Here is a 23,158-nt window from a genome sequence, read left to right as displayed (position 1 = left end):
GACAGGTGTCTTGTCAGTGTGGTGGTGAAACGCCAGGCAGGGAAGGATCGGTAGCAATGGTGACCGTGAGCGATCGGCTCGACAGCCTCCCGGCCACCCGTGAACACTGGCGCCTCGTGGTGCTCAGCGGGCTGGGCTGGATGTTCGATGCAATGGACGTCGGGCTTGTCGGCTTCGTGCTGGTCGGAATTGGGCGCGACTGGCATCTGAAGGCGACGGACTTAGGACTCATCTTGAGCGCTGGGTTTTTTGGGTTGTTCGTCGGGGCGTTGGGTGCAGGACGGCTGGCTGACCGCTATGGCCGTCGGGCGCTCTTCCTTGCCACGCTCTTGATCTATAGCCTTGGCACTGGCCTGAGCGCGCTCGCGTGGAACCTGCCTTCGCTGCTGCTCTTCCGTTTTATCGCGGGGTTAGGCCTTGGTGGAGAGCTGCCGGTCGCCTCAGCGTTAGTCAGCGAGTTTGCCCCAGCCACAGCCCGGGGGCGTATGCTCGTCATTCTTGAGAGCTTCTGGGCCTACGGCTGGATCCTGGCAGCGATTGTTGGCCTTGGCATCGTGCCGACATTGCCAGTGTGGGGGTGGCGCGTGGCGTTCGCCGTTGGCGCGCTCCCAGCCCTTGCGGTGCTCTACCTGCGGCGGCGTTTGCCGGAGTCCCCGCGCTACCTTGCGGTTACGGGCCACGTTGACGAGGCGATCTCGATCGTGCGGCAGTTGGAGCAAGCGGCGGGCGTTGCGCCGGTCGCCCTGGAGCCAACTCCGGCAGCCCAGGCTGCACGCGCATCAACGTGGGAGCGGCTTGCGCGGCTGTGGAGCCGGCCATTGGTGCGACGCACGCTAATGCTGTGGCTACTCTGGTTTGGCATCGTCTTCTCCTACTATGGCGTCTTCACCTGGTTGCCGCAGCTCCTCGTTGCCCGCGGACTGACTGTTGCGCGAAGCTTTACCTACGTCTTCATCACGACACTCGCGCAGATTCCTGGCTACTTCTCCGCGGCCTATCTCGTTGATCGCTGGGGCCGGAAGCCCACGCTGGTGCTCTACCTGCTCGGCTCGGCAGTCGCAGCCTATCTGCTCGGGAACGCTGGGACAGCGCCGATCCTCGTGCTCTGGGGTTGTCTTCTGTCGTTCTTCAACCTGGGGGCCTGGGGCGTCGTCTACACCTACACCCCAGAGCTCTACCCCACGCCACTCCGTGCCTCGGGCGCGGGAGCAGCGGCGGCATTCGGGCGCATTGCCGGCATTATCGCGCCGTACCTCACTCCGTGGTTGCTCAGCAGCGCTGGCCTGAGCCAGCCGGCAGTCTTTGCCCTGTTCATGGCCGTCTTTGTGCTGACGGCGCTTGACGTGTTGCTGCTTGGCGAAGAGACCCGTGGCGAGCCGCTTGAGCGCATTGCGCCCACCGAATTGGCAGCTACCCCGCTCCGATAAGCTGCTCGACTGAGTGGATGCGCTCGCGCTCGAGATAGGCCAGGATATCGGCGAGGATGCGTGCTGGCACAGCCGGGCCGCCGTAGATGAACCCGGTGTAGAGTTGAACCAGGCTGGCGCCAGCACGCAGCCGTTCAAGCACGTCGGCACCCGAGGCGATGCCGCCGACACCGATAATCGGCAAGCGCCCGTTCGTCCGCTGGTAGACGCGACGGGTGAGCGCAAGCGCTCGGTCTCGCAGCGGCGCGCCGCTGATGCCTCCCCGGCCGCCTGCAGGCCAAGATGGCACGAGCGTTCGGTCAAGGCTCGTGTTGGCGATGATCACGCCATCTGCTCCACCGTCCATGATGCCGGCCAGGGCATCCTCGAGGTCGGCGTCGGAAAGATCGGGAGCGAGCTTGACAAGGATCGGCCGTGGGCGGAGGCGATGGAGCGCAGCCAGGCGCTGATTTTCCGCCTGGAGCACGCGCACGAGTTCGGCAAGCGCCGTCCGCTGCTGAAGCGCGCGCAGCCCGGGCGTATTCGGCGAGCTGACGTTGACAGCGACGTAGTCAGCGACGTCCCACAGCGCGGCCAGAACGGCACAGTAGTCGTCGAGGGCCCGTTCGTTCGGTGTCTGGCTATTCCGTCCAAGATTGATCCCGAGTGGACCAGGAAAGAAGCGCCCGACGAGGCGAGCGCGGACAGCCGCTGCACCCGCGCTTGGAAAGCCCAGCGCGTTGACCAGTGCCCCGGCTTCGGGGATGCGCCAGAGTCGAGGGCGCGGATTCCCCGGCTGTGGCCGTGGCGTAACGGTGCCGACTTCGACGAAGCCAAAACCGAGGGCGAACCACGCGCCGACCGCGACCGCATCTTTATCGAGGCCAGCGGCAAGGCCGAGGGGGTTGGGGAACGTTAATCCGAAGCGGTGCACCTGCAGGCGATCGTCAACCGGCGGGTGGAACGCGGCGCGCAGGGCCGTGAGGCCGCCCGGAATGCGTTCGCTCAGATGCAGGACGGTGAGGGTAAGCCGGTGGGCTTGTTCGGGATCCAGCCGGCTGAGCAGTGGCCAGATGCCGCGACGGTACAGGGAGAACGTGCGCTCAGTCATGCAGCACCGCCACCCACCATCGTGGCGCATGGACCTCGCGGAATGCGCCGTTGCGATACTCAAAGGTGCGCTCCTGCCGATCAGCGATCCGCCCTGCCATGATTTCCTGGCGGACCAGTTCCTGGGCGGTGGCCAGCAGCGTTGGATCGTCGGGCAGGGTTGGGGCAAAGGGAACAAGGAATGCGAAGGCGGCAACCGCATCCTGCCGGAGCGCCAGGAACGTGGCGAGTTTGCCGAGCAGGATCGGTGTGAACTCGAATCCGGGACGTCGCAGCGCAAGAACCCAACCCGCGCACAGCTCACGTGGCTCCGCAATCGCCTGGAATGATGGTGGGATTGCCATGGCACTTGACATTGTGCCTCGTCCTTCCCGATCAGCCCCGCCGTTGATTCCTGCGGTGTAGGCTTGGCGCAAGCGCAGGCATGCTGCCCGCCGGGCATGTTGCTGAGAGTGTAGGGTACGATGGAACTCACCTACGAGCCAGATGCGAACGCCCTTCGGTTGCAGTTGCTCCCTGGTGAGGCACACCAGACCATTCCGGCGCACGGCCAGCTGGACATTGGTGAAGCTGGCCGACTGCTCGGGATTGAAATTGTCTGGCCAAGTGGCAGTCAGCGCATCACCCTCTCGCCGCGCTTGGCCAGCTGGGTGAGCCAGGACGAGACTGGCTGCTACCTGTCGTTTGCGCCGGAATCCGTGGCCCGCGCTGATCAGTCTGCTCGGTCGTTTCCGATTCAACTCATGCTTGAGCTCGACGCACACGGCCAACTTCTTGCCGTCGTCGTGCCGCGGCGTGGGCCAGGCTATGAGATCAGCTATCCCAGTGGCAATACCTGATGGCTGCCCTGGCGGCCGGTCGGGCCGGGAACCGGGATCGCTTAGTCATCGGCGAGCAGCGGCGTGGGAAAGGTGCGCACGCCGACCTCGTCAAGGTGGCGGAGCAAGTCGGCTGGGTCCTGATACACCCGGTAGGCTCCAGCCAACTCGAGTTCGCCCTGCCCATAGCCGCCAGCAAGCAGCCCGACGCTCAGCGCACGAGCCCGACGCGCAGCGAGCATGTCCCAGACGCTGTCGCCGACGACGATCGCATCCTGGGCATCGACGCCAAGCCGTTCAGCAGCCGTCAGGAAGAGATCAGGGTCGGGCTTGGCATGGCGAACATCGTCGCGTGTCACCAGGGTAATCGCGTCAGGTGAGAGCCCAAGCACGGCGATTGTGCGAACGGCGATCTCCCGCCGCCCGCTTGTCGCGATTGCCCAGGGCACGTGTGCTTCGGTCAGGAAGTCAAGTAGCTCACGTGCCCCAGGCAGTGGGCGCACTTGCGACAACAACGACTGGTACGTTTCCGCATGGACGCGCTGCAAGGCCGCGACATCGTCTGCTGAGAGAAGGCGGCCGGTTTCGCGCATCAGCGCGCTCAAGAAGAGGCCGCCGCTCATCCCGATGCGCCGGTGAATGCGCCAGATTGCAAGATCGATGCCAGCGTGTTCGAGCGCAGCACGCCACGCCAGCACGTGCTGGTAGACCGAGTCAACGAGCGTGCCGTCAAGGTCGAACAGGAAGGCGAGTCGAGGCGTCTCCATCGGCAGCGTTATCCTTTCAAGCAAATGATGGGTCGCAAGCGGGCTACCCGTGCCACGATGCCAGCATTGCACATCACGTCGACGACGTGGTCAACGTCCTTGTACGCTCCTGGCGCTTCTTCGCTGATGGAGGCCTTGCCGTGCGCACGAACAAGAATGCCTTGTTCGCGCAGGCGGCGGATGATCTCGTCAGCGGGATAGGCTTTCTTCGCGGCACGGCGTGACTTCGATCGGCCAGCGCCGTGGAGCGCGGTACCGAAGGTTTCCTGCATGCCCAACGGCGTGCCAACGAGGATATAGCTTGCGGTTCCCATCGTGCCGCCGACGAGCACTGGTTGGCCAACGTGGCGGTAGCGTGCGGGAATCTCTGGACGGCCTGGCCCAAAGGCCCGCGTCGAGCCCTTGCGGTGGACAAGCAGCCGCTTCTGGACGCCATCGACCTCGTGTATCTCCCACTTCACCGTATTGTGTGCGACCTCGTAGAGCGTCTGAATGGCCGTGTCGGGGACGCGCAACGCCTCCCAGAATGCCTGGCGCACGAGGTGCGTCAGCACTTGCCGGTTGGCGAACGCGCAGTTTGCACCAGCCATCACGGCATGGAAGTACTGTTGCCCTTCCGGACTGTCGATGGGGGCGCAGACGAGCTCACGGTCGGGCACCTCGATGCCGTATTTCCGCGTGGCTCGCTCGAGGAACGGCAAGTAGTCGGTGCCGATCTGGTGGCCGAGTGCCCGGCTGCCCGTATGGAGCATGATGACGATTTGCCCAAGCTCAAGACCAAACGCTTCGGCTGCCTGGGCGTTGTAGATCTGGTCAACGACCTGGACTTCGACATAATGGTTGCCGGAACCAAGGGTGCCGACCTGGGCGAGCTGGCGTTGCTTGGCCGTGTTGCTGACAACGGTCGGATCTGCATCAGCCAGCCGGCCAGTCTCTTCGATATACTCAAGGTCCTCCTCGCGCCCATAGCCAAGCCGCACCGCATAGTGCGCGCCTTCACGCAGCACGCGGTCGATCTCTTTGACGCTCAGCTTGAGCTCGCCGGTGCTGCCCAAACCCGCCGGAATGACCTTGTACATCGTGTCGGCGAGTTGTTCTTCTTTGCCTGCAAGATCCTTGCGGGTGAGGATCGTGCGCAGGCAGCGTACGCCGCAGTTGATGTCAAAGCCGACGCCAGCCACGCTGATGACGCCGTTCTCTTTGGGGTCAAAGGCGGCGACACCGCCGATCGGGAAGCCATAGCCGGGGTGGACGTCGGCCATGGCCATCGCGGCCTTCTGAATGCCGGGCAGCATGGCAACGTGCTCAAGTTGCTGGAGCGCGTTCCAATCCTGGCTGCTTTGCGACGTGAGGTCGCGGATTGCCCGCTCGTCAGCGAAGATGCGAGCCGGCACCCGCATCTTGCCATGCTTTGGGATTTCAAAGAGATAGTCGGTCACTTTGCGCAGCGTGATCTGCTCCGCCTTCTGACTCATCGCGTTGCCTCCTTGGTATGAGTGGTTTATAAGTCGAGCACGCAGCGAAAGCGCCAGCCTTCGGGGGTCTGCTCGGCAAGGAAGCCGCCGTAGGTCGCGGCTTTGACCTCGATTTCGACGGCATGCTTTGACAAGTCAATCGGTTCACCGATGAGCGTGCCCTCGGCAACCCACCCTTCTGGCGTTTGCTCGACGCGGGTCAGCGACACATCACGGAAGAACATGCGGTGCAGGTCGATGGCCGCGAGCACCGCGTTTAACAGGGCGACGAAGAGGCCGCCGGGGTCATCGGCTTCCGCCCGGATCGGCACCTGTTCTCGCGGCTCAACCGTCTCGAGGTCAACGAGCAAGCCGAGCAGACCACGCACCGCATCTTCGAGCGCTTCAACCAGCGTGGCACCTGTCGCTTCGAGTCCAATGTCTGCTTGATGATCAAGATAGGTATACGGCACGCCTGCGCCCTCCCATTCGTTGTGGGCAGGAACGCTTCTTGCTCCCCGTTCCCAACGCCAACCAGATACCTCATTGTACCCCACCAAACGCGGTAGACTCCAGACGGAGGAGGCGATGCACCACTGGTCAACGCGAGTGCGAACGCTCGTCATCACGGCAAAGCCGAGGACGCCGGAGCCCGCGAGGACGGAGGGAACAGCCAGACCGCTGCCCGATTTCGTCTTTGCGCTCGCGTTATGGACGGTGTTGGCAACGGGCTGGATTGCGACGAAGGTCTTTGAGCGGGTACCGCATCTCGAAGACGAAGTGGCCTTGCTCTTCCAGGCGCGCACCTACGCTGCCGGTCACCTGCTCGCACCAGCGCCGGCACTGCCCGCGTTTTTCTGGATCCCGTTCGTTGTTGTGCATCAGGGACATTGGTTTGGCAAATACCCGCCTGGCTATTCGCTCGTGCTGGCACTCGGCGTGCTGCTGCATGCGCCGTGGCTGGTGAATCCGCTGGCTGCTGGACTGGCCGTCGTGCTCACCGCCAAGCTCGGCCAGCAACTCTTCGATATGACCACCGGAGTGCTTGCGGCCGTGCTTCTTGCGCTCTCGCCGTTCGTGTTACTGCAGGCGGGGACGTTTCTCATGCACGTTGTCTGCCTCGACTTCGTGCTCCTTTTGTTGCTGGCCTTTGAACACTTTACCCGGACGGGCTCACCCTGGAGTGCCGCCGGTGCCGGAGTTGCCTTCACCGGGCTCTGGCTCAGTCGCCCGCTCACCGCCGTGGCTGTTGTCGTGCCGTGTGCCTTGTGGGCGCTCTGGCTGGCACGACGGCGGACGTGGCGTGTGGGCGTGCTTGTCATGGGGCTCATCAGCGTCCTGGCGCTTGTCTTGCTACTCGGGTATAACGCCCTGACGACCGGGCATCCCCTCGTCTTTGGCTATCAGCTCTGGTGGCCGTTTGATCGGATCGGCTTTGGGCCAGGTATTGGCGTGCGCGGCGAGCATACGCTGGGCCAAGGCTGGCAAAACACGAAAGAAAACCTGCATGCACTGGCCCACTGGTTGTTTGGCTGGCCTGGTGCGCTCAGCGTGCTACCGCCACTCTTGGGGGTCGCTCAGGCTGTCGTCCAGTTCGCTGCTGGTCGGCGCGACCGCGCATGCGCCTGGGATGTCGTGCTGGCTAGCCTCACGGCCTGTCTCATCGTTGCCTACATGGCGTACTGGGTCAGCGGCCAGATGTATGGCCCGCGGTACTACTTCGAAAGCCTTGGCGCGCTGGCGCTCCTGAGTGCGCGCGGGCTGCTGTGGCTCAATGCGCTTGGCATGCACCTGCTGGAACGGATCGGCTTGGGGAGACGAGGCCGAGCATACGCTGCGCTTGGAATCCTTGTCCTGGCTGGGCTTATCAGCTGGAATCTCCTCGTGTTTACCCCCCAGCAGTTCCGCACGTATCGCAATTGGTACGGAGTAACCAGCGCAGGCATTCAGGCAGTACGCGCGGCCGGGATCCATCACGCGGTTGTCTTCGTCGTCGCCCCCAAATGGACAGATTACGCCCCGTTCTTCGTTGAAAACTCGCCATGGTTGGACGGCGACGTTGTCTATGCCCTTGACCATGGGGCGGCCGACGCACAACTCCTGGCGTACTATCCCGACCGCGCGGCCTACCGCTGGCAAAGTGGCCAGTTGTTCCTTATTCGGACTGCTGATACGCCTTCGCTAGTTCCCGCAAGTCGACTGATGGGTCAGCCAGCTGTGCCGGATCGATCTGTGCCTTCGCGCGAATCAGTCGCTGGATGGCACGCAGCTCCCGCGGGCGGCGAATCACCACAGCAGACTGAATCACACCGTCCTTCAGGTAGAACGCCGTAAATGCAGGCTGTTGCAGGTCGCCGCGGATCACGACCTGATCCCACGGCAACGGATACCCGGTGTATTCGAACGTCAGGTCGTAGTGGTCCGACCAGAAGTACGGTACTGGATCATAGGGCTGCCGATCGCCAGCGATCACCTTCGCAGCGGCAGCGCCATGGTGGACGGCATGGTCGAAGTGTTCGAGGCGGAAGCGGTGCTGCACTGCCGGCGACCACCAGTTGGCGACGTCTCCGACGGCATAGATGCCGGGAAGGTTCGTTTGGCAATACTCATCCACGAGGATGCCGTTGTCGCGTTTCAGGGCCGTGTTGGCGAAGAGCTCGTCCGCTGGACGAACGCCAACGCCGACCACGACAAGGTCACAGGCTACGCGCGAACCATCGTCAAGAACGGCTTCTTCAGCCTGGCCGTGGCCGCGAAGCTCGGCCACCTTGCGGCCGAGCCGCCATTCGACGCCATGCTGCCGATGAATATTGACGACAGCGTTGCCAACCTCTTCGCTAAATGCGCGGCTGAGGGGAACCGGGGCAGGATCGACGACAACGACCGACTTCTCGAGAATGCGGGCGCTGGCAGCAATTTCGCAGCCGATGAACCCAGCGCCAATGACGAGCACACGCTCTGCCCGCTCGAGCCGTTCACGCAGCACTCGGGCATCGGCTAAGGAGCGAAGATAGAGCACGTTGGGCAGATCGAAGCCCGGGCCGCTCAGACGAATCGGCTCTGCCCCCGTCGCAATGAGCAGCTGATCGAAGCTGAGCTGTTCACCAGAGGCGAACGTCAAACGCTTCTGGTCGAGGTCAACGGCGGTAACGGGATCGCCGAAATGGAGGTCAATGCCGAGGTTGCGGTAGTGCTCAGCTGGCTTGAAGAGCACATCAGGATCGGCTTTTTTCCCTTGCAAGTAGGCCTTGGAGAGATACGTGCGGTCATAGGGGAGGTCTGCTTCTGCCGAAACCAGCGTGACTGCACCCTCAAAGCCGGCTCCGCGGATCGTGTCGGCTGCGCTGTACCCTGCCACCCCACCGCCGAGGATGACGAGGTGCGGCCGTTGCGTCGTCATGCCTGTACTCCTCTCATTGACTCGCCACTACGAGAAATGATACTTGGGATCGCGCGAGACGTAGATTGTGCCGTCAAGAATTTGGACGTCATAGACCGGAAGCGGGTGTGTCGCCGGCAGCGAGCGCACTGCGCCAGTTTCGAGATCGAAGCCCGATCCATGTAACGGGCAATAGATCGTGGTATCCTCGAGATCCCCATCAGCTAAATCCGCTTCCTCATGGGTACAGATCGCATAGACGCAATAGATGCGCCCATTGACCTTGACGAGGAGCCTCGGCTCCTCATCGACCTCAATTCGAACAAGCGCTCCTTCGGGAACAGCGTCGGCAGCGAGTGTCGGGATGTATCCTTCCGGCGCGGTCATCTGGTTTTTCCTTCCTGTGTCACTGCTGGTCACCGTGACTGTGCAACGCTCTCCGCGCGCAACTATAGCGTACCGGTTTTGCGCTCATTGCTTGACCAGTCGGCGTTGAACCGTCACACTACTGCAGAGAGGACGGGAGCAAACGCGAAGGGAACAGCACGCGATGACCCCACAGTGGGATCAGGACTGGTGGGAGCAGTGGCTGCGCGAGAATGCTGAGCGGCTCTATGGCCCGGCGCGCCGTGAAGCGATCGCCGATGAGCTTGCGCGAATGGCCAAAGCCCTGGCCCGCTTGAGCGCCGAGCAACGTGATCTCGCGGCCCTGCCCTTGGATACGACTGGAGTTGACGGATGAGCCACCCTGAACGAGGAACGATCGCAGAGACGGTTGCCATGATCCGCCGCGGCGAGTTGACCGCCAGTGCGCTCGTCGAGCAATCGCTTGCGCGCATTGCTGCCCTCGAACCACAGATTCAGGCCTGGGCCCTGGTTGATGCCGACGGAGCACGGCAGGCTGCGGTGGCAACCGATCACCTTGCGCAGCGTGGCGCTGTCTTGCCACTCCATGGCATCCCTGTCGGTGTCAAAGACATTATCGACGTTGCTGGTTTGCCGACGCAGGCGGGCTTTGCGCCGCGCGCTCACCACGTCGCTCAGCACGATGCGGCGATCGTTGCGCGGCTGCGTGCGTTGGGTGCGATCCTGCTCGGCAAGACGCACACGACCCAGTTTGCCTTTGCTGATCCAGCACCGACGCGCAATCCGTGGCACCTTGAACACACGCCAGGTGGCTCGAGCTCTGGTTCGGCGGCAGCCGTGGCCGCGCGGATGATTCCACTGGCCATTGGCACCCAGACGGCGGGCTCGGTACTCCGCCCGGCTGCATACTGCGGCGTCGTTGGCTTTAAGCCGACCTACAACTGGTTCCCCCTCGCTGGCACCTTGCCGCTGGCCTGGTCGCTCGATCACCTCGGGCTCTTTGCGCGCAGTGTGCGTGATATCACCCTTGCCTACGCGGCGATCTGCGAGCAGCGCGTCGATGCCACTGGGCGAGAAGTCGCGCCTTCCCTGGTCGTGTTAACGGACTTTCTCGATCGCACTGAGCCTGCTGCCCGCCAGCACTTCCTCGCAACAGTTGACCAGCTTCGCGCGGCCGGGGCTCACGTTCGCGAACAGCGCTTGCCCATTGACCTTGACCTGATCCTCGATGTCCATCACGTCATCATGCTCACCGAGATGGCTGCAGCGCATTGGCAGCAACTCAACGCTTTTCCCGACGCGTATGGTCCGCGCCTTCGCGCAGCCGTCGAGACTGGCCAACTCGTTCCTGCCTCGCTCGCGTTGCACGCTCGCCGGTTACGCGGTGAAATCACTCGCCAACTCAACGACCTTGCCCAGACCGCTGATGCCTTGGTATTGCCAACTGTTTCTGGCCCAGCGCCCGGGTTGGAAACGACAGGCGACCGCTCGTTCCAGGCTGTCTGGAGCCTGACGGGTATGCCCAGCATCTCGTTACCAAGCGGTCTCTCGCCTGATGGCTTGCCGCTTGGCTTGCAACTGGTCGGCCAGCGTGCCTGCGACCGGCGACTCTTGCACGTTGCCGCATGGTGTGAGCAGGTGCTGCCGGAGCTACCAACGCCGCCAATCGTTGCTGCCTCGCTGGCTGTCGATGGCTAGACGGTCAAGCTGGATACTGTAAGGAAGAGAGTCATGGCCGTTCTTACGCGCGCCGAGATTTTGCGCCGCATCGAAGCGGGCGACATTGTCATCGACCCGTTTGATCCCGCGTCTGTTGGGCCAGCGTCGATTGACTTGCACCTCGGACGGGAATTTCGTGTCTTCAAGCTGGCGCGGGAAATCTTCCATGTGACTGACGAGGCAGACCATCGGGCGGTGACAGATCTGGTTGTGGTCGATGACTATCTCCTGCTTCTTCCCGGCCAGGCTGTCCTCGGGGTGACGGAAGAACGAATTACGCTGCCTGGCGACATCTGCGGGTGGATTCAGGGTCGCAGTCGCTTTGCCCGCTTTGGCCTCATGGTTCATGTCACCGCAAACTTTATGCAGCCGGGAATCATCCAGACGCGTCAAGTGCTCGAGATGAACAATGCCGGGCCGATCCCATTAGCGATTCACCCCGGTACCGCGATCTGCCAGATTATCCTTGAGCAGTGCATCGGCTCAGCTGAGTATAACGGCCGGTTCCAGCGGCAACTGCATCCGTAGCAGCGGTTAGCGGACGACGGCTCGGGCTGTGCCACGCAGCGCAGCCTCAAGTTCGTGCCGGGTGATCAGCGCCAGATCGCCATTCATCGTAATTTTCAACGCGGCGAGGGCTACGCCGTAGCGCAAAGCTTGTGCCAGATCCACCCGCTCAAGGAGACCGTGCAGCACGCCAGCGGTGAAGGCGTCACCAGCGCCGATTCGGTCGATAACCGTCGCCGGGAGCGCTGGCACGTGGTACCGTTGGCCGTTCGCTTCAGCCAGCACGCCGCCGTCGCCAAGCGTTAGCAAGGTGATTGGGGCATGAAACCGTTGGACGAGGCCAACGAGCACCTCTTCCGGGGCGCCATGCAACCCCCAGAGGGTTTCGGCATCGGCACGGCCACAGATCAGCACCGTCGCACTCGCGCAGAAAGGGGCAAGGGTTTCGGCCGCTTCCTCTGGTGACCAGAGCAGACTGCGGTAATTGACATCGAAACAGAGGGGAATCTCTGCCTGCTGCGCGGCTTCAACGAGTGCGTGAGCAATTGCTCGGCAATTCGGGCTCAACGCGGGGGTGATGCCGGTGAGGTGCAGCCAGCGCGCGTATCGAACGATGGTAGGGTCGATGCAGGTGGGGTCGATCGTGGCAACTGCTGACCCCGCCCGGTCATAGAGAACCTGCGTCGGCCGTGGGGCAATGCCGACATCAAGGTAATAGACGCCCACGCGTCCACCCTCGACCCAGTGAACGAGCGAGACATCGACGCCGTGCCAGCGCAGCTCTGCTGCGATCCGTCGACCAAGCGGGTTGTCAGGCAAGGCCGAACACCAGGCGACCGGATGGCGAAGGCGGGCTAGGGCAACGGCAACATTTGACTCTGTGCCGCCAATGCGGACATCGAGTCGTGTTGCCGTCTCGAGTCGTTCACCAAGGGGTGGGGAAAGGCGGATCATCGTCTCGCCAAAGCTGACGACGTCCCAGCGCGGCGTCGCCTCCACAGCACTTCCTCCTCGCTACTTCAGCAATTCATCGAGCCCGTGCACGCTGATATCGGGCGTGAGCCCCAACATGTCGAGCTGGGTGGGCTCGAGCCCAGATCGGTTAACCCAGCAGGTCACAAAGCCGAAGTGCGCTGCGCCCGCAAGGTCGAAGCCATTGGCGCTGCAAAACAGAATGCGGTTCGGCGTCGTGAGGAGTGCGCTCGGGGCAAGGGCGTAGACCTCACGCGCGGGCTTGTAGCGTTGCACGCTATCAGCGCTGATGAGGTTTTGGAAGTAGTGGATAAGATGGTTCGCTTCAAGGACGTCCTTGATCATTTGGAGCGTTCCATTTGAAAGGATCGCAAGGCTATGGTTGCGTGCGAGCCCGAGGAGCGCTTCAGGCACCTCGGCAAAGACTGGCAGACGAAGCCATGCCTGCAGGAGCACGTCACGATCGGCAGCCGAAAGGCCAAGCGAAAAGGTGGCAGAGGCAATCTCGAGCGTTTCAGCCGTGACCTGCCAGAAATCGCGATAATTGTTCACGAGGGTGCGGAGAAACGTATGCTCCAATTGCTTGGTGCGCCAGTAGGAAAAGAATTCCGGGGGATAGGACGGGAAGAGTCGCGGCAAGGCGCTCAGGTCAACCAGTGTTCCATAGAGATCAAAGACAATCGCTTCAAACTGGCTCAGAAAGTTCCGCATCGCATCCCCCTCACTGTCGTCTTGTTCATGCTAATCGCAATCTTGCTCGCTATGCAACCTTTTGGCGCGTAAGCCGTTATCTTCCTTCAGAGGGGTATAGCGTGGCACCCCACCTGATGTCGTCGGGAGCTGTGTGTGTGGAAACAAGCGATCGTTCTGCTCGTTGTCGTTCTGGTGGCCGTCTCGTTTCTTCCAGTCCATCAGGCCGAAAGTGCGCCATTTGCGACGCCAACGTTTGAGTCGCGCTGGCTGGAGAGCCGTGGCGATCTCCTTGATCCCTGGGGAGACACACCGCTCGCATGGCGCATTGAACCCTATGCCGATGCTTCAGGTGGACAACGCCTTGTGCAGTATTTCGATCGCGGCCGCATGGAGCTCGATACCCGGAGCTCACAAGATCACCCGAGCGTGACCGAGGGCCTGCTGGCCTGGGAGTTGGTGACCGGACGCGTTGCGCTCGGCGATGAACTCTTCACGCCACTTCCTCCGCCAGTCATCCCCCTCGATGGGGGCGATCCCGATCCCCGTGTCCCAACCTACGCCAGTTTTGCGCAAGTGGTGCAGCAGCCGGCGAGCGATTGCAGCACACTGCATCCGCTCCTCACCACGTGGATTGACGCGCACGGTACGCTGCATGATGGGCCGCCGCCAGCGCTTGTCCATTGCGCGCAGTTTATTGCTGATACCCAGCATAATCTCCCAGATGTTACCCTGGCATTTTTTGCGCAGTCACCGTTTGGGCAACGCACCTGGGTTGATGTGCTTGGCCTGCCACTGAGTGAGCCGTACTGGGGCTATTACCGGCAGAATGCCATTGCGTATCCAGCGTTGTTTCAGATCTTTCAGCGTCGTGTGCTTGTCTATATTCCGGAATTGCCGGAGGGGAAGCAATTCGTTCTGCCGAGCATCGGGCGGCACTACTATCGCTGGCGCTATAGTCAAGAAGCGACACAGCCGTGGCCGAATCCAAAGCCGGGAGCGCCTGCCTCTGACCTCACGGTTTCCGCCGATGCCACTGTTGGTGTCTTCGCCCAGGGGCTCGACCGGCCAATTGGCGTCGCCATTGCTCCCGACGGGCTTCCACTCATTCTGACGGCTGACGGCACCATTCTCAAGGCCGTTGGGGAAAACAGCGATGGGACGGCGGCTGGGTTTACGACATTCACGCGCGGTCTACGGAACCCCAGGGGGCTCGCTGTGAGCCAGGGGTGGGTGTACGTGACCGATGATAACGGCGTTAGCCGGTTTCGTGATCTCAATGGCGATGGGATTGCTGACCAAAGTCAACAGTTGAGTACCACGGTGGTGCCCGTCCCGGGCACGGATGGCGCCCCGGTCGTTGATAGTACAGACCGCATCTTTTTCCTTGGTATAGCCCGGAGTGCAACGGGGGCAGCCGGACAGCCACAGCTCTTCCAGGTCGGGCTGACCGGCGCAATGCCGGTCTCTCCCCCGTTGACGCTCACGGGACCGGTCTTTACATGGGGCAACCTCGTGTTCGCCTTTGACCAGGCGCACGATGCCCAGCATCCGCGCATCGTGCAAATCGGGAGTGAGGGTGCTACCACCGCGACGAGTGCCGCATTTGCCCTTCCGTCGGGCAATGTCACGACGGCTGCCCTGCTCTACACTGCGCGGTTTTGGCCAGCAGCACCCCCGGGCACGCTTTTTACTGTTGCGCAAGGACAAGTTGCCGGTGTGCTCTATCAGTTGCTGCCCGGTACTGGATCGACGCCGCCGCGCACCACGACGCTCATCAGCGGCCTTGCCCAGCCGAGTGCGTTGGCGGTTGGGCTCGATGGCACGCTCTACATCGTGGAAAGCGCTGCCGGCCGCGTGCTCAAGGTGATTCCGGCGCCCTCAAACCGACAAGCTATTCAGGTTGGGCGACTCTTCGCCCCTGGCCCAATTCCTGGGCTCGGCGGTACGCTGCCCACACCCCGCGGGCGATAACGGTCCGTAGGCCGCCTTTCTCGAGCTCATACAGCGCGGCGGCTGATGTCCCGCCAGGCGTTGTGACCATATTGCGCAGTTCGGCCGGATGCTTGCGCGACTCCTTGGCGTAGAGCACTGCTCCAAGCATCGTTTGGTACACCAGTTGCTCAGCAATCGCGCGCGGAAAGCCAAGGTGCACACCAGCGTCAATGAGTGCTTCCATCACGAGGAAGACGTACGCTGGCCCGGTGCCGCTTAAGGCTGTCGCCATATCAATCGCATCCTCGTCCTCGACGCGAATTGCCTGCCCCATCGCCTCGAGCACGGCCTGCACCATGGCGCAACCAGCTTCGTCAACTGCGGGCGCAGGGTGCCAGACCGTCATGCCATAGCCGATCTGCGCGGGCGTATTGGGCATGGAACGGACGACGAGGGGATGTCCAAGGCCGCTCGTTAGCCGCGCAATGGTTGCTCCCGGAATGATCGACAGAACAACCTGGTGCGGAGCAAGTTGCCCATGAAGTTCACGCATGACGGTCTCGAGCGTCTGGGGCTTGATCGATAGCACAACGAGGTCAGCGTCGCGCGCCGCCTCGCGGTTATCTGGAACAATGCGGATGCCCAGGCGCGTGCTCAGCTCCTGCCGTCGCCGGGCGTTGGGTTCGCCGCCGGTCAGCTGGTGGCTATCGACAAGTTCGGCGCGGAGCAAAGCAGAGGCAATCGCTTCGGCCATCACGCCACAGCCAATGAAGGCAAGCCGCTTTCCTTGCAGGATCGCTTGATGCTCACGTTGCACGGTTCTGTCCTCCGTACCCAACTGCGCTTCTCTACCGACTCGGCGTTGTGACGATCGACGTGTCAGTGACAGCTGCTCTTGGTTGTTCCGTGGGGTGCTACGGTACTGCGGCGGCCTCGGGCGCGGGGGCGGTGCAGCGCTTACGCGCGCTGGCGCACCGGAGGCCGCCGCGTAGGGTCAGGGGCAAGGCAGGCATAACGGTGCCAGAGCGCACGCGGCGCCCGGCCGTGATCCAGCTGTGAGCAAGCATGAACAAGGCGGATTCTCATGCCGTCTCGAACCGGACCTGCTCTCCGCTACGGTTCAACGCGCTTACCCTGTGCGTACGCTTGCGCTCGGGCGATCTGCGCGCTTCTCTGCTTGGCAATGTTGCCATACCATTGCCAGTTATTCATCCTCGTCTTCTGTGAAATCTTCGTCTTCGCTAAAGTCCTCAAATTCTTCTTCATATGTGAGTTCATCTTCCACGAAGGCCTCGATGAACTCAACCAGTCGATCGAGGGCCGTTTCAATGAGTTCCTGGCCGAGTTCTGCTGATGCCGCTCGGGCATCACCGAGGGCGCCGTTGGCAGTAATTTCCTCAAACAAGTAGGGCACATGGACAGGCCCTGACCACTGTGCGTGCGGATATTCCTGCCCAAGGAGTTCGCCCGGCGAAAGTGCATCGTGCCGCACGGCCCAGGGAGCGAGATAGAGCAGCTGGCTCGTCTCGATTTCGCACGCGTGGCCGGTTACCTCAGCGCGCTTACGCCGACGGGCGACGTCGCTGGCGAGTTCGGTAATCGAGACCCAGGCGGCAATGACGTCCAGCTCCCGGCGGATCCGTGCGCTTACCAGCTCAAGTGCTGGGCGATTGCCCCCGTGGCCATTAAGAAACAAGAAGCGCTCAAAGCCATGTTGCGTCAGGCTTTGTACGACCTCGAACAGGACTTGCATAAACGTCTCAGCACTCAGGGTAATCGTGCCGGGGAAGCCCATATGGTGCGGTGAAATGCCATAGGGCATGACTGGTGCAACCAGGACTTCCGGATAGAGGCGTTCAGCAAGCCGTAACGCAAACTCATAGGCACGGATGCTGTCAGTGCCAAACGTACTGTTTGGCCCGTGCTGCTCGGTTGAACCAACGGGGATGACCACCAGCGTAATCTCGTTACTGGCTGCTTCGAGTTCCGGCCAGGTCATTTCCCACAGAACGTAACGGTTTGGTCGCTCTTCCATCACATTTCCCTCTCGGCTTCTGCGCCGTTATCTCAACGCGCCATAGTACCATGAGTGGCGGAAAAGCGCGGGAGGGCCGAGTGGAGCAACGAGCGCTGCAGCGGACGGAGGAACTGCGAACAGCGCGATACCTGCCGATCGGCGCCTATGGTGTCATCGGCGACTGCCGCAGTGTCGCGCTGGTCTCGCTCCTTGGCTCGATCGACTGGTGGTGTCTGCCGCGCTTTGATGGCGATCCGGTGTTGGCTCGCCTGCTTGACGCTGATGTCGGTGGCTCCTGTGTCATCACACCGAGCGTCTCAGCAACCGTTTCCCGCTGTTATCGCCCTGGTACGGCAATTCTCGACACAACATTCCAGACCGACGATGGTTGCGTGGTGGTAAGCGATTTCATGCCAGCGTTGACTGAGGCGGAGAAGCGCCAGCTCCCCGTCCCGCCGCGTGCGATTATCCGCCGGGTACGGTGCACACAGGGGCGCGTTCCGCTGCAGGTGAGCGTGCGGTTGCGCCCGAACTTTGGGCGGAGCACGCCGGAGGTGCGCCAGGTTATTCCGACGCTGGCTACGATTGGCTGGGCTGATCAACTGTGCATGGCGTACTGCTCTCATCCCTTGCGGGTGCGAGGTGGCGTCTTGACCGGCGAGGTAACGCTGCAAGCGGGCGAGCAACTCGACCTTGTGCTCGCGTACTCGATGGAAGCGCCAGCCGAACTACCCGTTCCGCAGCTTCTCGATCGATTCGAGCACGCAACGGAGCGATTCTGGCGTGCGTGGGCAAATCGCTGTGCGTACACCGGCCCGTATCACGAAGCAGTGGTGCGGAGCGCGATTACCCTCAAACTCCTCACCTATGCTCCCAGTGGGGCCATTGTGGCAGCGCCAACGACGTCACTGCCAGAATGGCCCGGTGGGGTGCGGAATTGGGATTATCGCTATTGCTGGCTGCGTGACGCAGCATTCACGGTGCGCGTCCTGCTTGAGCTTGGCTACCATCGCGAGGCCGAAGCGTTCGTCGATTGGCTGCTCTACGCAACCCACCTGACGCATCCGGAGCTGCAGGTTGTCTACACGCTCTATGGCGAAGCGCATATTCCTGAACGGGAGCTGCTTGACCTCGAGGGGTATGGTGGGGCACGGCCTGTCCGTGTGGGCAATGCTGCCAGCGACCAGCTGCAGCTTGACGTCTATGGCGAGGTGATGCTGGCGCTGTGGCAATATCGCCGGGTCTCTGGGCGGCCGTTTGATCGCGATGCCCAGCGGTTCATTCGTGGGCTGGTGCAAACCGTGCTACGACGCTGGGCCGAGCCTGACGATGGTATCTGGGAGCCGCGCAGTGGCCGGGCACACCATACCCACTCGAAAGCGATGTGCTATGCCGCGCTTCGCTGCGCGCGTGAGCTGGCGGCGTTCGATGGGTTCACGCTGCCCCTGACAGCCATGGAGCAGGCCGAGCGGGCTATGCTGGATTGGATTGAGCAGCACGGCTTCGATCCCAAGCGCGGTGCGTTCGTTAGCACGCCTGGTGGGGGGATGGATGCGGCATTGCTGTGGCTTGCGCTGCTCGACCATTTCCTGCCTCCAACTGACCCGCGGATTGTTGGAACAGTGGACGCGGTCATCCGTGAACTTGGCCAGGATGAGCTTGTCTACCGCTATCGGCGTGATGATGGCTTGCCAGGGCGCGAAGGCGCGTTTGTCATCTGTTCCTTCTGGTTAGTTGAGGCCCTTGCACGGCTCGGCCGCTGTGACCAGGCGACCACGTATTTCGAGCGGCTGCTGAAGCGCGCCAATGACCTTGGCCTCCTGGCTGAGGAGTTGCATCCGGAAACTGGTGAGCAGCTGGGTAACTTCCCGCAGGCGTTCAGCCATCTGGGGCTTATCAGTGCTGCGCTAACGCTCCAGGAACGCTGCTGTTAGTGTAGACCGAGGCCAATGCCAAGAATCACCCCGTACAGCGCATGGGTTGCCAGGGTGGCAAGCGCAGTCCGGCGACCGTAGTTTAAGCCGAGAAAGCCAGGGGCTTGCAAGTGGCGCGTTGGCTCTGGCCCGGTTGTCTCACTTGCCATCCGTGGGTGAATCCCCGGCAGGATTGGCAATACAAGCATGACGACGACAACGCCGTGCAGCAGCCCGCCGAGCAAGCCCCATTCCCAGGACGCGTGGCCGAGGAGCCGGAAGTACGCGGCATAGAGGAAGGCAATGAGCCAACCGTTCAGCACATGAATCAGCACGCCATACACTTTGGCGCGCTCACGGTCTGGCGTGAAGAGCAGCCCAAGGATAAGCGGAATGTCCATCCGGGTCAGGCCGATAGCCTGACTCATCCGGAGTGTCAACGTCAAGATGATGGTTGCGAGAAATCCCCAGAGGACAACCGAGCCAAATGCAAACCAAAGTCCTATCATGCTCCTTCCCCCCGTCTTGCTCGCGCCGCATAATCATGAAAGCAAAAGCAGACAGTGGAGGTGAGGAAGTACACATGCCGCTGGTGATGCGACGAGAACATGATACGTTCTTCCCCGACGGACGCTGCGACGCCTGCGGACGTCTGCTCTCGAGGAGCGATGAAGTCAGTTTCGCGCTGTGGCCGCTCGACGCCGTGAGTGTCGGGCCCATTTTACTGGCCTGTAGTCCATCGTGCGCCGATGTCCTGACTGCGCAAGCACAACCCCGTGAGCTTGGCGCCGTATCTTTCGACGCCTATCTTGTAGCCCTCGGCGAACAACTCCACATCGATCCCGAAGCAATCCAACGCCGTGAACGCCTGGCATATGCTATCGACCGTGCGCGTGACGAAGCCCAGGAATGACGCTGCTTCCCCAGTCATACATGTTGCGACGGCAAGATGTTCAGGGAGCAGCGCACGGTGCAGCTTTCGATCGGCCAGAAGCTGATGGTCTCACTTCACTGAATGGCGTGAGGAGAGGGGACGGCCGAGTTCATGAGCCGGCTGCTGGGGCGTAGGGATGCTCGACGAGGTGAGTGATCCCGCGTGGAGAAGGGCGCGGGCATATGCGATGCCGCCGAAGAGCGTGATGCCGAGCATCACCAGCGCGTTAAGCCAGGCCGGTGAGCGCGCGGCATAGTGTTTGCGGTAGAAAAGCGCCATCGCCTGGTAAAAGGCGCGGACAGACTGTGGCGTGCGTCGTCCCCCTGACCCGCCCTTGAGGTGCAGTGCCTGCACGGCTGGATAGTAGAAGACGCGCCAACCTGCCTGCTTCACGCGGTAAGCCCAGTCGAGATCTTCGCCATACATGAAGAACGCTTCATCCAACAGGCCGACGTCAGCGATTGCAGCGAGACGGATAGCCATGCATGCGCCGCTGACTGCATCGACCTCGAGCGTCTGGTTCGGGTCGGTGTAGGTCAGGTTGTATTGACCGAATCGCGGATGGTGTGGGAACCAGCGTGCTAGCCCGAGGAATTTCCACAGCGCGTTCGCTGGTGTCGGAAATGCACGACGGCAGGCTAAGTCAAGCGCGCCGGTAGGCAAGATGAGCTTCGGGCCGACAATACCGGCATCGGGATGCTTGTCGAGGAACAGCGCTAAGCGCTGAAGGGTCTCTGGCTCGACGAAACAGTCGTTGTTCAACAGGAGCACAAGATCGTGTTGGTGAGACCCTTCGGCCAAAATCTCCCGCAGCACCACGTTATTTGCCCGGGCAAAGCCGAGGTTGGTGTCCAATGGGCGAATGCGCAGTCGGGGATCGCTACTATAGGTTCGGGCGACGGTCATGCTGTCATCAGTCGAGGCATTGTCAACGACATAGACAATCAAGCGCCGGTCCAGCTGGCTTGCCAGCACGCAGCGCAGACAACGGTCGAGCAACTGCGCAGCGTTGTAGCTGACGATAATCACCCAGAGCGTTCGCGTGTCGTTAGAAGCCGTAGCGCCAGCGTGCGTAGTGCCAACCGACATTGCCCATTTCCACTTGCCAGCCTGGTGGGTTCGATGGGGTGTACGTCAAACAGCGTCGTTCAAAACACTGAATGAGCACGTCCTTTACCTGCCCACCAACTTTCACCTGTGCCCAGTATGCCTCAGTAATCGGGTATCCAGTCGCGAAGAAGAGCGGATCGAAGAGCTTTCCAGTGACAAACGCTTGGCCGTTCCAGATCGGCCCTTCGCTTTGGAGATATGCCCAGAAAACGTCGGCGATCGTGTGCTGCGTTTGGGGCACAAGGTAGGCCGCATGAACCCCGCCGGGACCGTCTTGCGTCACGGTGCCGTCTCGGTGAAGCCGCTGCCGGATCTCTGCACCGACCGGCGTGGGTGGAGTGGCCAGGACACGGGCGAGCGTCGCGTAGGTTGGACCTGTCTGGTCATCAGGATCGCCAGCAACCGGGATCTGCGCCGGAGCGCGCGGAATGAACTGGTTGTCGCCGACCTGCAACTGGCCGGTGATCAGCTCACGGACAAGCAAACCGTTCGTCACATACCAGCGGTTCGATCGATCCGCCCTCGGTTGATTAACCTCCATCCGCGCTTTGTCCCAGTACTCGACTGCGCGATGACCGCCAGTGGCGTCCGCATAGGGTTCTTCGAAAACCGCGAAGGGTTGTGGACCCCACATCCAGGTTCGCTGGGCCGCTCCTGCAGCGACCGGGCGATCTTCGCGGTCCCAGACCGCCTGCCATGCCTGGAACGTTAGTGGTGTGAGGGCTGGAGGCTGCCATGCCAGCCAGCCGATGCCGTTCAACGCGTGCGTCTGCCGTGTCGTGAGATCAAGGAGTGTCACAATCGGTGGTTTGCCAGTCGGGTTATCCAGGAGTGCCAGCGTCTGCCCATCTGGCGCAACAGCGAGCAGCATGCGGTAGTCGTTTTGCAGCAGCGTCGTCTGGGCTCCCGAAGCCAGATCAATGCGCGTTACCGTGGTGGGATAACTTTGGGTGACATACGCAACCTGAGCCGTTGGGTCGATCCAGAGATAGGCGTGGGGCAAGTGCTGGCCAGGGTAGCCGATCGGCAGATTGGGATACTCCCGTACCCGCCCAGAGGCCAGGGAGAGCGCGATGAGCGTTCGCCCAGATGACGTCGCGTCGAGGAAGAACACGGTTGTGCCATCAGCCGACATAATGAGATCGCTGTGGCAGACATCAGGGGTGCGGGCGAGGAGTTGCTGAGCTTTACCGCTTGTAAGGTCGTAGCGCCAGAGCGTGGCATCTTGTCCAGAAACGTAGAGGATGGCGCTTCCAGTCCCTTGCCAGGCAAAGTCGCCAAAGCTTGTTCCGATTGGCCGAGCCTGCCCGGTTGCAGTGTCAATCCAACCGAGCACCTGGCTTGGACACTCAGGAGCGAGCTGAGTTCCGCCAGCCGGCTGTGTAAAGCCGATGGCGTGTCCGTCCGGGGCCCAGCGAATTGCCGATGCGCCGACGGCATAGGTGGCAAGTGGCGCTCCGGTGTGGTCAACAACGCGGATTGTTCCGTGATCAAGATACGCGAGCCGGCTGCCATCAGCGGTCCAGCTTGGCTGAGCGCCCGGTCCAAGCAGATGGACTGAGCCTGTCCCGAGGTCAGCAATCGCAACAATAGCCTGGCCGTTTTGGTCTGCGGTCAAGGCGACGGCATCGCCGCTCGGTGCCCAGACAACGTCGCGAACGGCAAGGTCGTGTGTCACTTGGCGCGTTGGACCGTGCTGGTCATCGCCAAACCATAACGATTGGTCGCGTGCCAGGAAAGCGAGAGGTCGTGGAGTGGTCGATGGCGAAGCTTGTGGTGATGCGGCAGCGACTAGACCGACGCCGACAAACGCTGTCAGGATCAGGAGCCAGGCCAGCGTCCGCAGCGTTCGCTGAACGGAGCCAAGTCGCACTGAGGGTCCTTCCCGCAATCCCTCCCCTGCCCTCGGCCTCTCTGCCCTGAAGAATGATAGCATGCGACGCGTGGCACAGGCTCTGCGTCTTGCGCACACTGACGCGCGTTGTTAGGCTTGGGAAGGTTATGGTTCGGAGGGTGTGGGAGGACAGCGTGATTCGACACCACCTGCCAGGACGAGTCAGG

General features: G+C 61.9%; 22 protein-coding genes. 8 read left to right on the top strand and 14 right to left on the bottom strand.

Going from position 1 to position 23,158, the window contains the following annotated elements:
* Positions 1–59 precede the first annotated feature (59 nt).
* Positions 60–1,427, top strand: coding sequence for an MFS transporter (locus N675_RS10770; protein WP_038040672.1), 1,368 nt, complete (start codon positions 60–62; stop codon positions 1,425–1,427).
* On the opposite strand, the gene N675_RS10765 is transcribed toward N675_RS10770, so the two are convergent.
* Complete coding sequence (locus tag N675_RS10765) at positions 1,411–2,517, bottom strand: quinone-dependent dihydroorotate dehydrogenase (RefSeq protein WP_051914647.1); 1,107 nt, start codon at positions 2,515–2,517, stop codon at positions 1,411–1,413. The two genes, N675_RS10770 and N675_RS10765, sit on opposite strands and share 17 nt — an antisense overlap.
* Complete coding sequence (locus N675_RS10760) at positions 2,510–2,872, bottom strand: hypothetical protein (protein WP_038039912.1); 363 nt, start codon at positions 2,870–2,872, stop codon at positions 2,510–2,512. Before N675_RS10760 ends, N675_RS10765 begins: the two co-directional genes overlap by 8 nt.
* Positions 2,873–2,980: 108 nt before the next feature.
* Here N675_RS10760 and N675_RS10755 point away from each other — a divergent pair, with 108 nt between their 5' ends.
* A complete protein-coding gene (locus N675_RS10755) occupies positions 2,981–3,355 on the top strand; it encodes a DUF2283 domain-containing protein (protein ID WP_038039911.1) in 375 nt (124 codons plus the stop codon).
* Between the two features lie 41 nt (positions 3,356–3,396).
* Here N675_RS10755 and N675_RS10750 read toward each other — a convergent pair whose 3' ends face one another.
* From N675_RS10750 to N675_RS10725, 5 genes are all read right to left on the bottom strand, one after another.
* On the bottom strand, positions 3,397–4,101 hold the full coding sequence (locus tag N675_RS10750; protein WP_038039910.1) for an HAD family hydrolase: 705 nt from the start codon (positions 4,099–4,101) through the stop codon (positions 3,397–3,399).
* A gap of 8 nt (positions 4,102–4,109) precedes the next feature.
* Complete coding sequence (locus N675_RS10745) at positions 4,110–5,576, bottom strand: RtcB family protein (RefSeq protein WP_038039909.1); 1,467 nt, start codon at positions 5,574–5,576, stop codon at positions 4,110–4,112.
* Positions 5,577–5,602: 26 nt separating this feature from the next.
* Positions 5,603–6,028 (bottom strand): archease, encoded by a 426-nt coding sequence (locus N675_RS10740; protein WP_038039908.1) that lies wholly within the window; start codon positions 6,026–6,028, stop codon positions 5,603–5,605.
* Positions 6,029–7,710: 1,682 nt separating this feature from the next.
* Complete coding sequence (locus tag N675_RS14155; RefSeq protein ID WP_081887062.1) at positions 7,711–8,955, bottom strand: NAD(P)/FAD-dependent oxidoreductase; 1,245 nt, start codon at positions 8,953–8,955, stop codon at positions 7,711–7,713.
* A gap of 27 nt (positions 8,956–8,982) precedes the next feature.
* Positions 8,983–9,321 carry a non-heme iron oxygenase ferredoxin subunit gene (locus N675_RS10725; protein ID WP_038039905.1) on the bottom strand — a complete coding sequence of 113 codons (339 nt, stop codon included), beginning with the start codon at positions 9,319–9,321 and terminating at the stop codon, positions 8,983–8,985.
* A gap of 163 nt (positions 9,322–9,484) precedes the next feature.
* Between N675_RS10725 and N675_RS10720 the strand changes: the two genes are divergently transcribed.
* From N675_RS10720 to dcd, 3 genes are read left to right on the top strand one after another with little or no spacing between them, the layout of a single operon-like run.
* The gene (locus N675_RS10720; RefSeq protein WP_038039904.1) at positions 9,485–9,676 is read left to right on the top strand and encodes a hypothetical protein; all 192 of its coding nucleotides are present in this window, start codon (positions 9,485–9,487) and stop codon (positions 9,674–9,676) included.
* Complete coding sequence (locus N675_RS10715; protein WP_038039903.1) at positions 9,673–10,998, top strand: amidase; 1,326 nt, start codon at positions 9,673–9,675, stop codon at positions 10,996–10,998. The genes N675_RS10720 and N675_RS10715 overlap by 4 nt, the downstream gene beginning before the upstream one ends.
* A 33-nt stretch (positions 10,999–11,031) precedes the next feature.
* Positions 11,032–11,547, top strand: coding sequence for a dCTP deaminase (dcd, locus tag N675_RS10710; protein WP_038039901.1), 516 nt, complete (start codon positions 11,032–11,034; stop codon positions 11,545–11,547).
* Positions 11,548–11,553: 6 nt separating this feature from the next.
* Here the strand turns inward: dcd and N675_RS10705 are convergent, their stop codons facing one another.
* The gene (locus N675_RS10705; protein WP_231578021.1) at positions 11,554–12,525 is read right to left on the bottom strand and encodes a sugar kinase; all 972 of its coding nucleotides are present in this window, start codon (positions 12,523–12,525) and stop codon (positions 11,554–11,556) included.
* 15 nt (positions 12,526–12,540) lie between these two features.
* Positions 12,541–13,209 carry a haloacid dehalogenase type II gene (locus N675_RS10700; protein WP_038039900.1) on the bottom strand — a complete coding sequence of 223 codons (669 nt, stop codon included), beginning with the start codon at positions 13,207–13,209 and terminating at the stop codon, positions 12,541–12,543.
* Between the two features lie 135 nt (positions 13,210–13,344).
* Here N675_RS10700 and N675_RS10695 point away from each other — a divergent pair, with 135 nt between their 5' ends.
* Entirely contained in the window at positions 13,345–15,162 is a 1,818-nt protein-coding gene (locus N675_RS10695; RefSeq protein WP_038039899.1) for a PQQ-dependent sugar dehydrogenase family protein, read from the top strand.
* Here N675_RS10695 and proC read toward each other — a convergent pair.
* Positions 15,083–15,940: a pyrroline-5-carboxylate reductase gene (gene proC / locus N675_RS10690; RefSeq protein ID WP_081887061.1), complete on the bottom strand. Its 858-nt coding sequence runs from the start codon at positions 15,938–15,940 to the stop codon at positions 15,083–15,085. The genes N675_RS10695 and proC overlap by 80 nt on opposite strands.
* Before the next feature lie 387 nt (positions 15,941–16,327).
* Positions 16,328–17,158, bottom strand: coding sequence for a creatininase family protein (locus tag N675_RS10685; protein ID WP_051914646.1), 831 nt, complete (start codon positions 17,156–17,158; stop codon positions 16,328–16,330).
* 80 nt (positions 17,159–17,238) lie between these two features.
* Here N675_RS10685 and N675_RS10680 point away from each other — a divergent pair, with 80 nt between their 5' ends.
* Positions 17,239–19,074, top strand: coding sequence for a glycoside hydrolase family 15 protein (locus tag N675_RS10680; protein WP_231578020.1), 1,836 nt, complete (start codon positions 17,239–17,241; stop codon positions 19,072–19,074).
* On the opposite strand, the gene N675_RS10675 is transcribed toward N675_RS10680, so the two are convergent.
* Complete coding sequence (locus tag N675_RS10675; RefSeq protein WP_038039898.1) at positions 19,071–19,562, bottom strand: hypothetical protein; 492 nt, start codon at positions 19,560–19,562, stop codon at positions 19,071–19,073. The genes N675_RS10680 and N675_RS10675 overlap by 4 nt on opposite strands.
* Before the next feature lie 74 nt (positions 19,563–19,636).
* Between N675_RS10675 and N675_RS10670 the strand changes: the two genes are divergently transcribed.
* Positions 19,637–19,966, top strand: coding sequence for a hypothetical protein (locus N675_RS10670; protein WP_038039897.1), 330 nt, complete (start codon positions 19,637–19,639; stop codon positions 19,964–19,966).
* A 90-nt stretch (positions 19,967–20,056) separates the two neighbouring features.
* Here N675_RS10670 and N675_RS10665 read toward each other — a convergent pair whose 3' ends face one another.
* Positions 20,057–21,076 (bottom strand): glycosyltransferase family 2 protein, encoded by a 1,020-nt coding sequence (locus N675_RS10665; protein WP_081887059.1) that lies wholly within the window; start codon positions 21,074–21,076, stop codon positions 20,057–20,059.
* Positions 21,036–22,970: a TolB-like translocation protein gene (locus N675_RS13760; RefSeq protein ID WP_051914645.1), complete on the bottom strand. Its 1,935-nt coding sequence runs from the start codon at positions 22,968–22,970 to the stop codon at positions 21,036–21,038. Before N675_RS13760 ends, N675_RS10665 begins: the two co-directional genes overlap by 41 nt.
* Between the last annotated feature and the right edge of the window lie 188 nt (positions 22,971–23,158).

Origin of the sequence: Thermorudis peleae (assembly GCF_000744775.1) — a bacterium.
GTDB classification, from domain to species: Bacteria; Chloroflexota; Chloroflexia; order Thermomicrobiales; family Thermomicrobiaceae; genus Thermorudis; species Thermorudis peleae.
The sequence above is the reverse complement of the archived record's forward strand: the minus strand, read 5'-3'. Positions and strand labels throughout refer to the sequence as shown.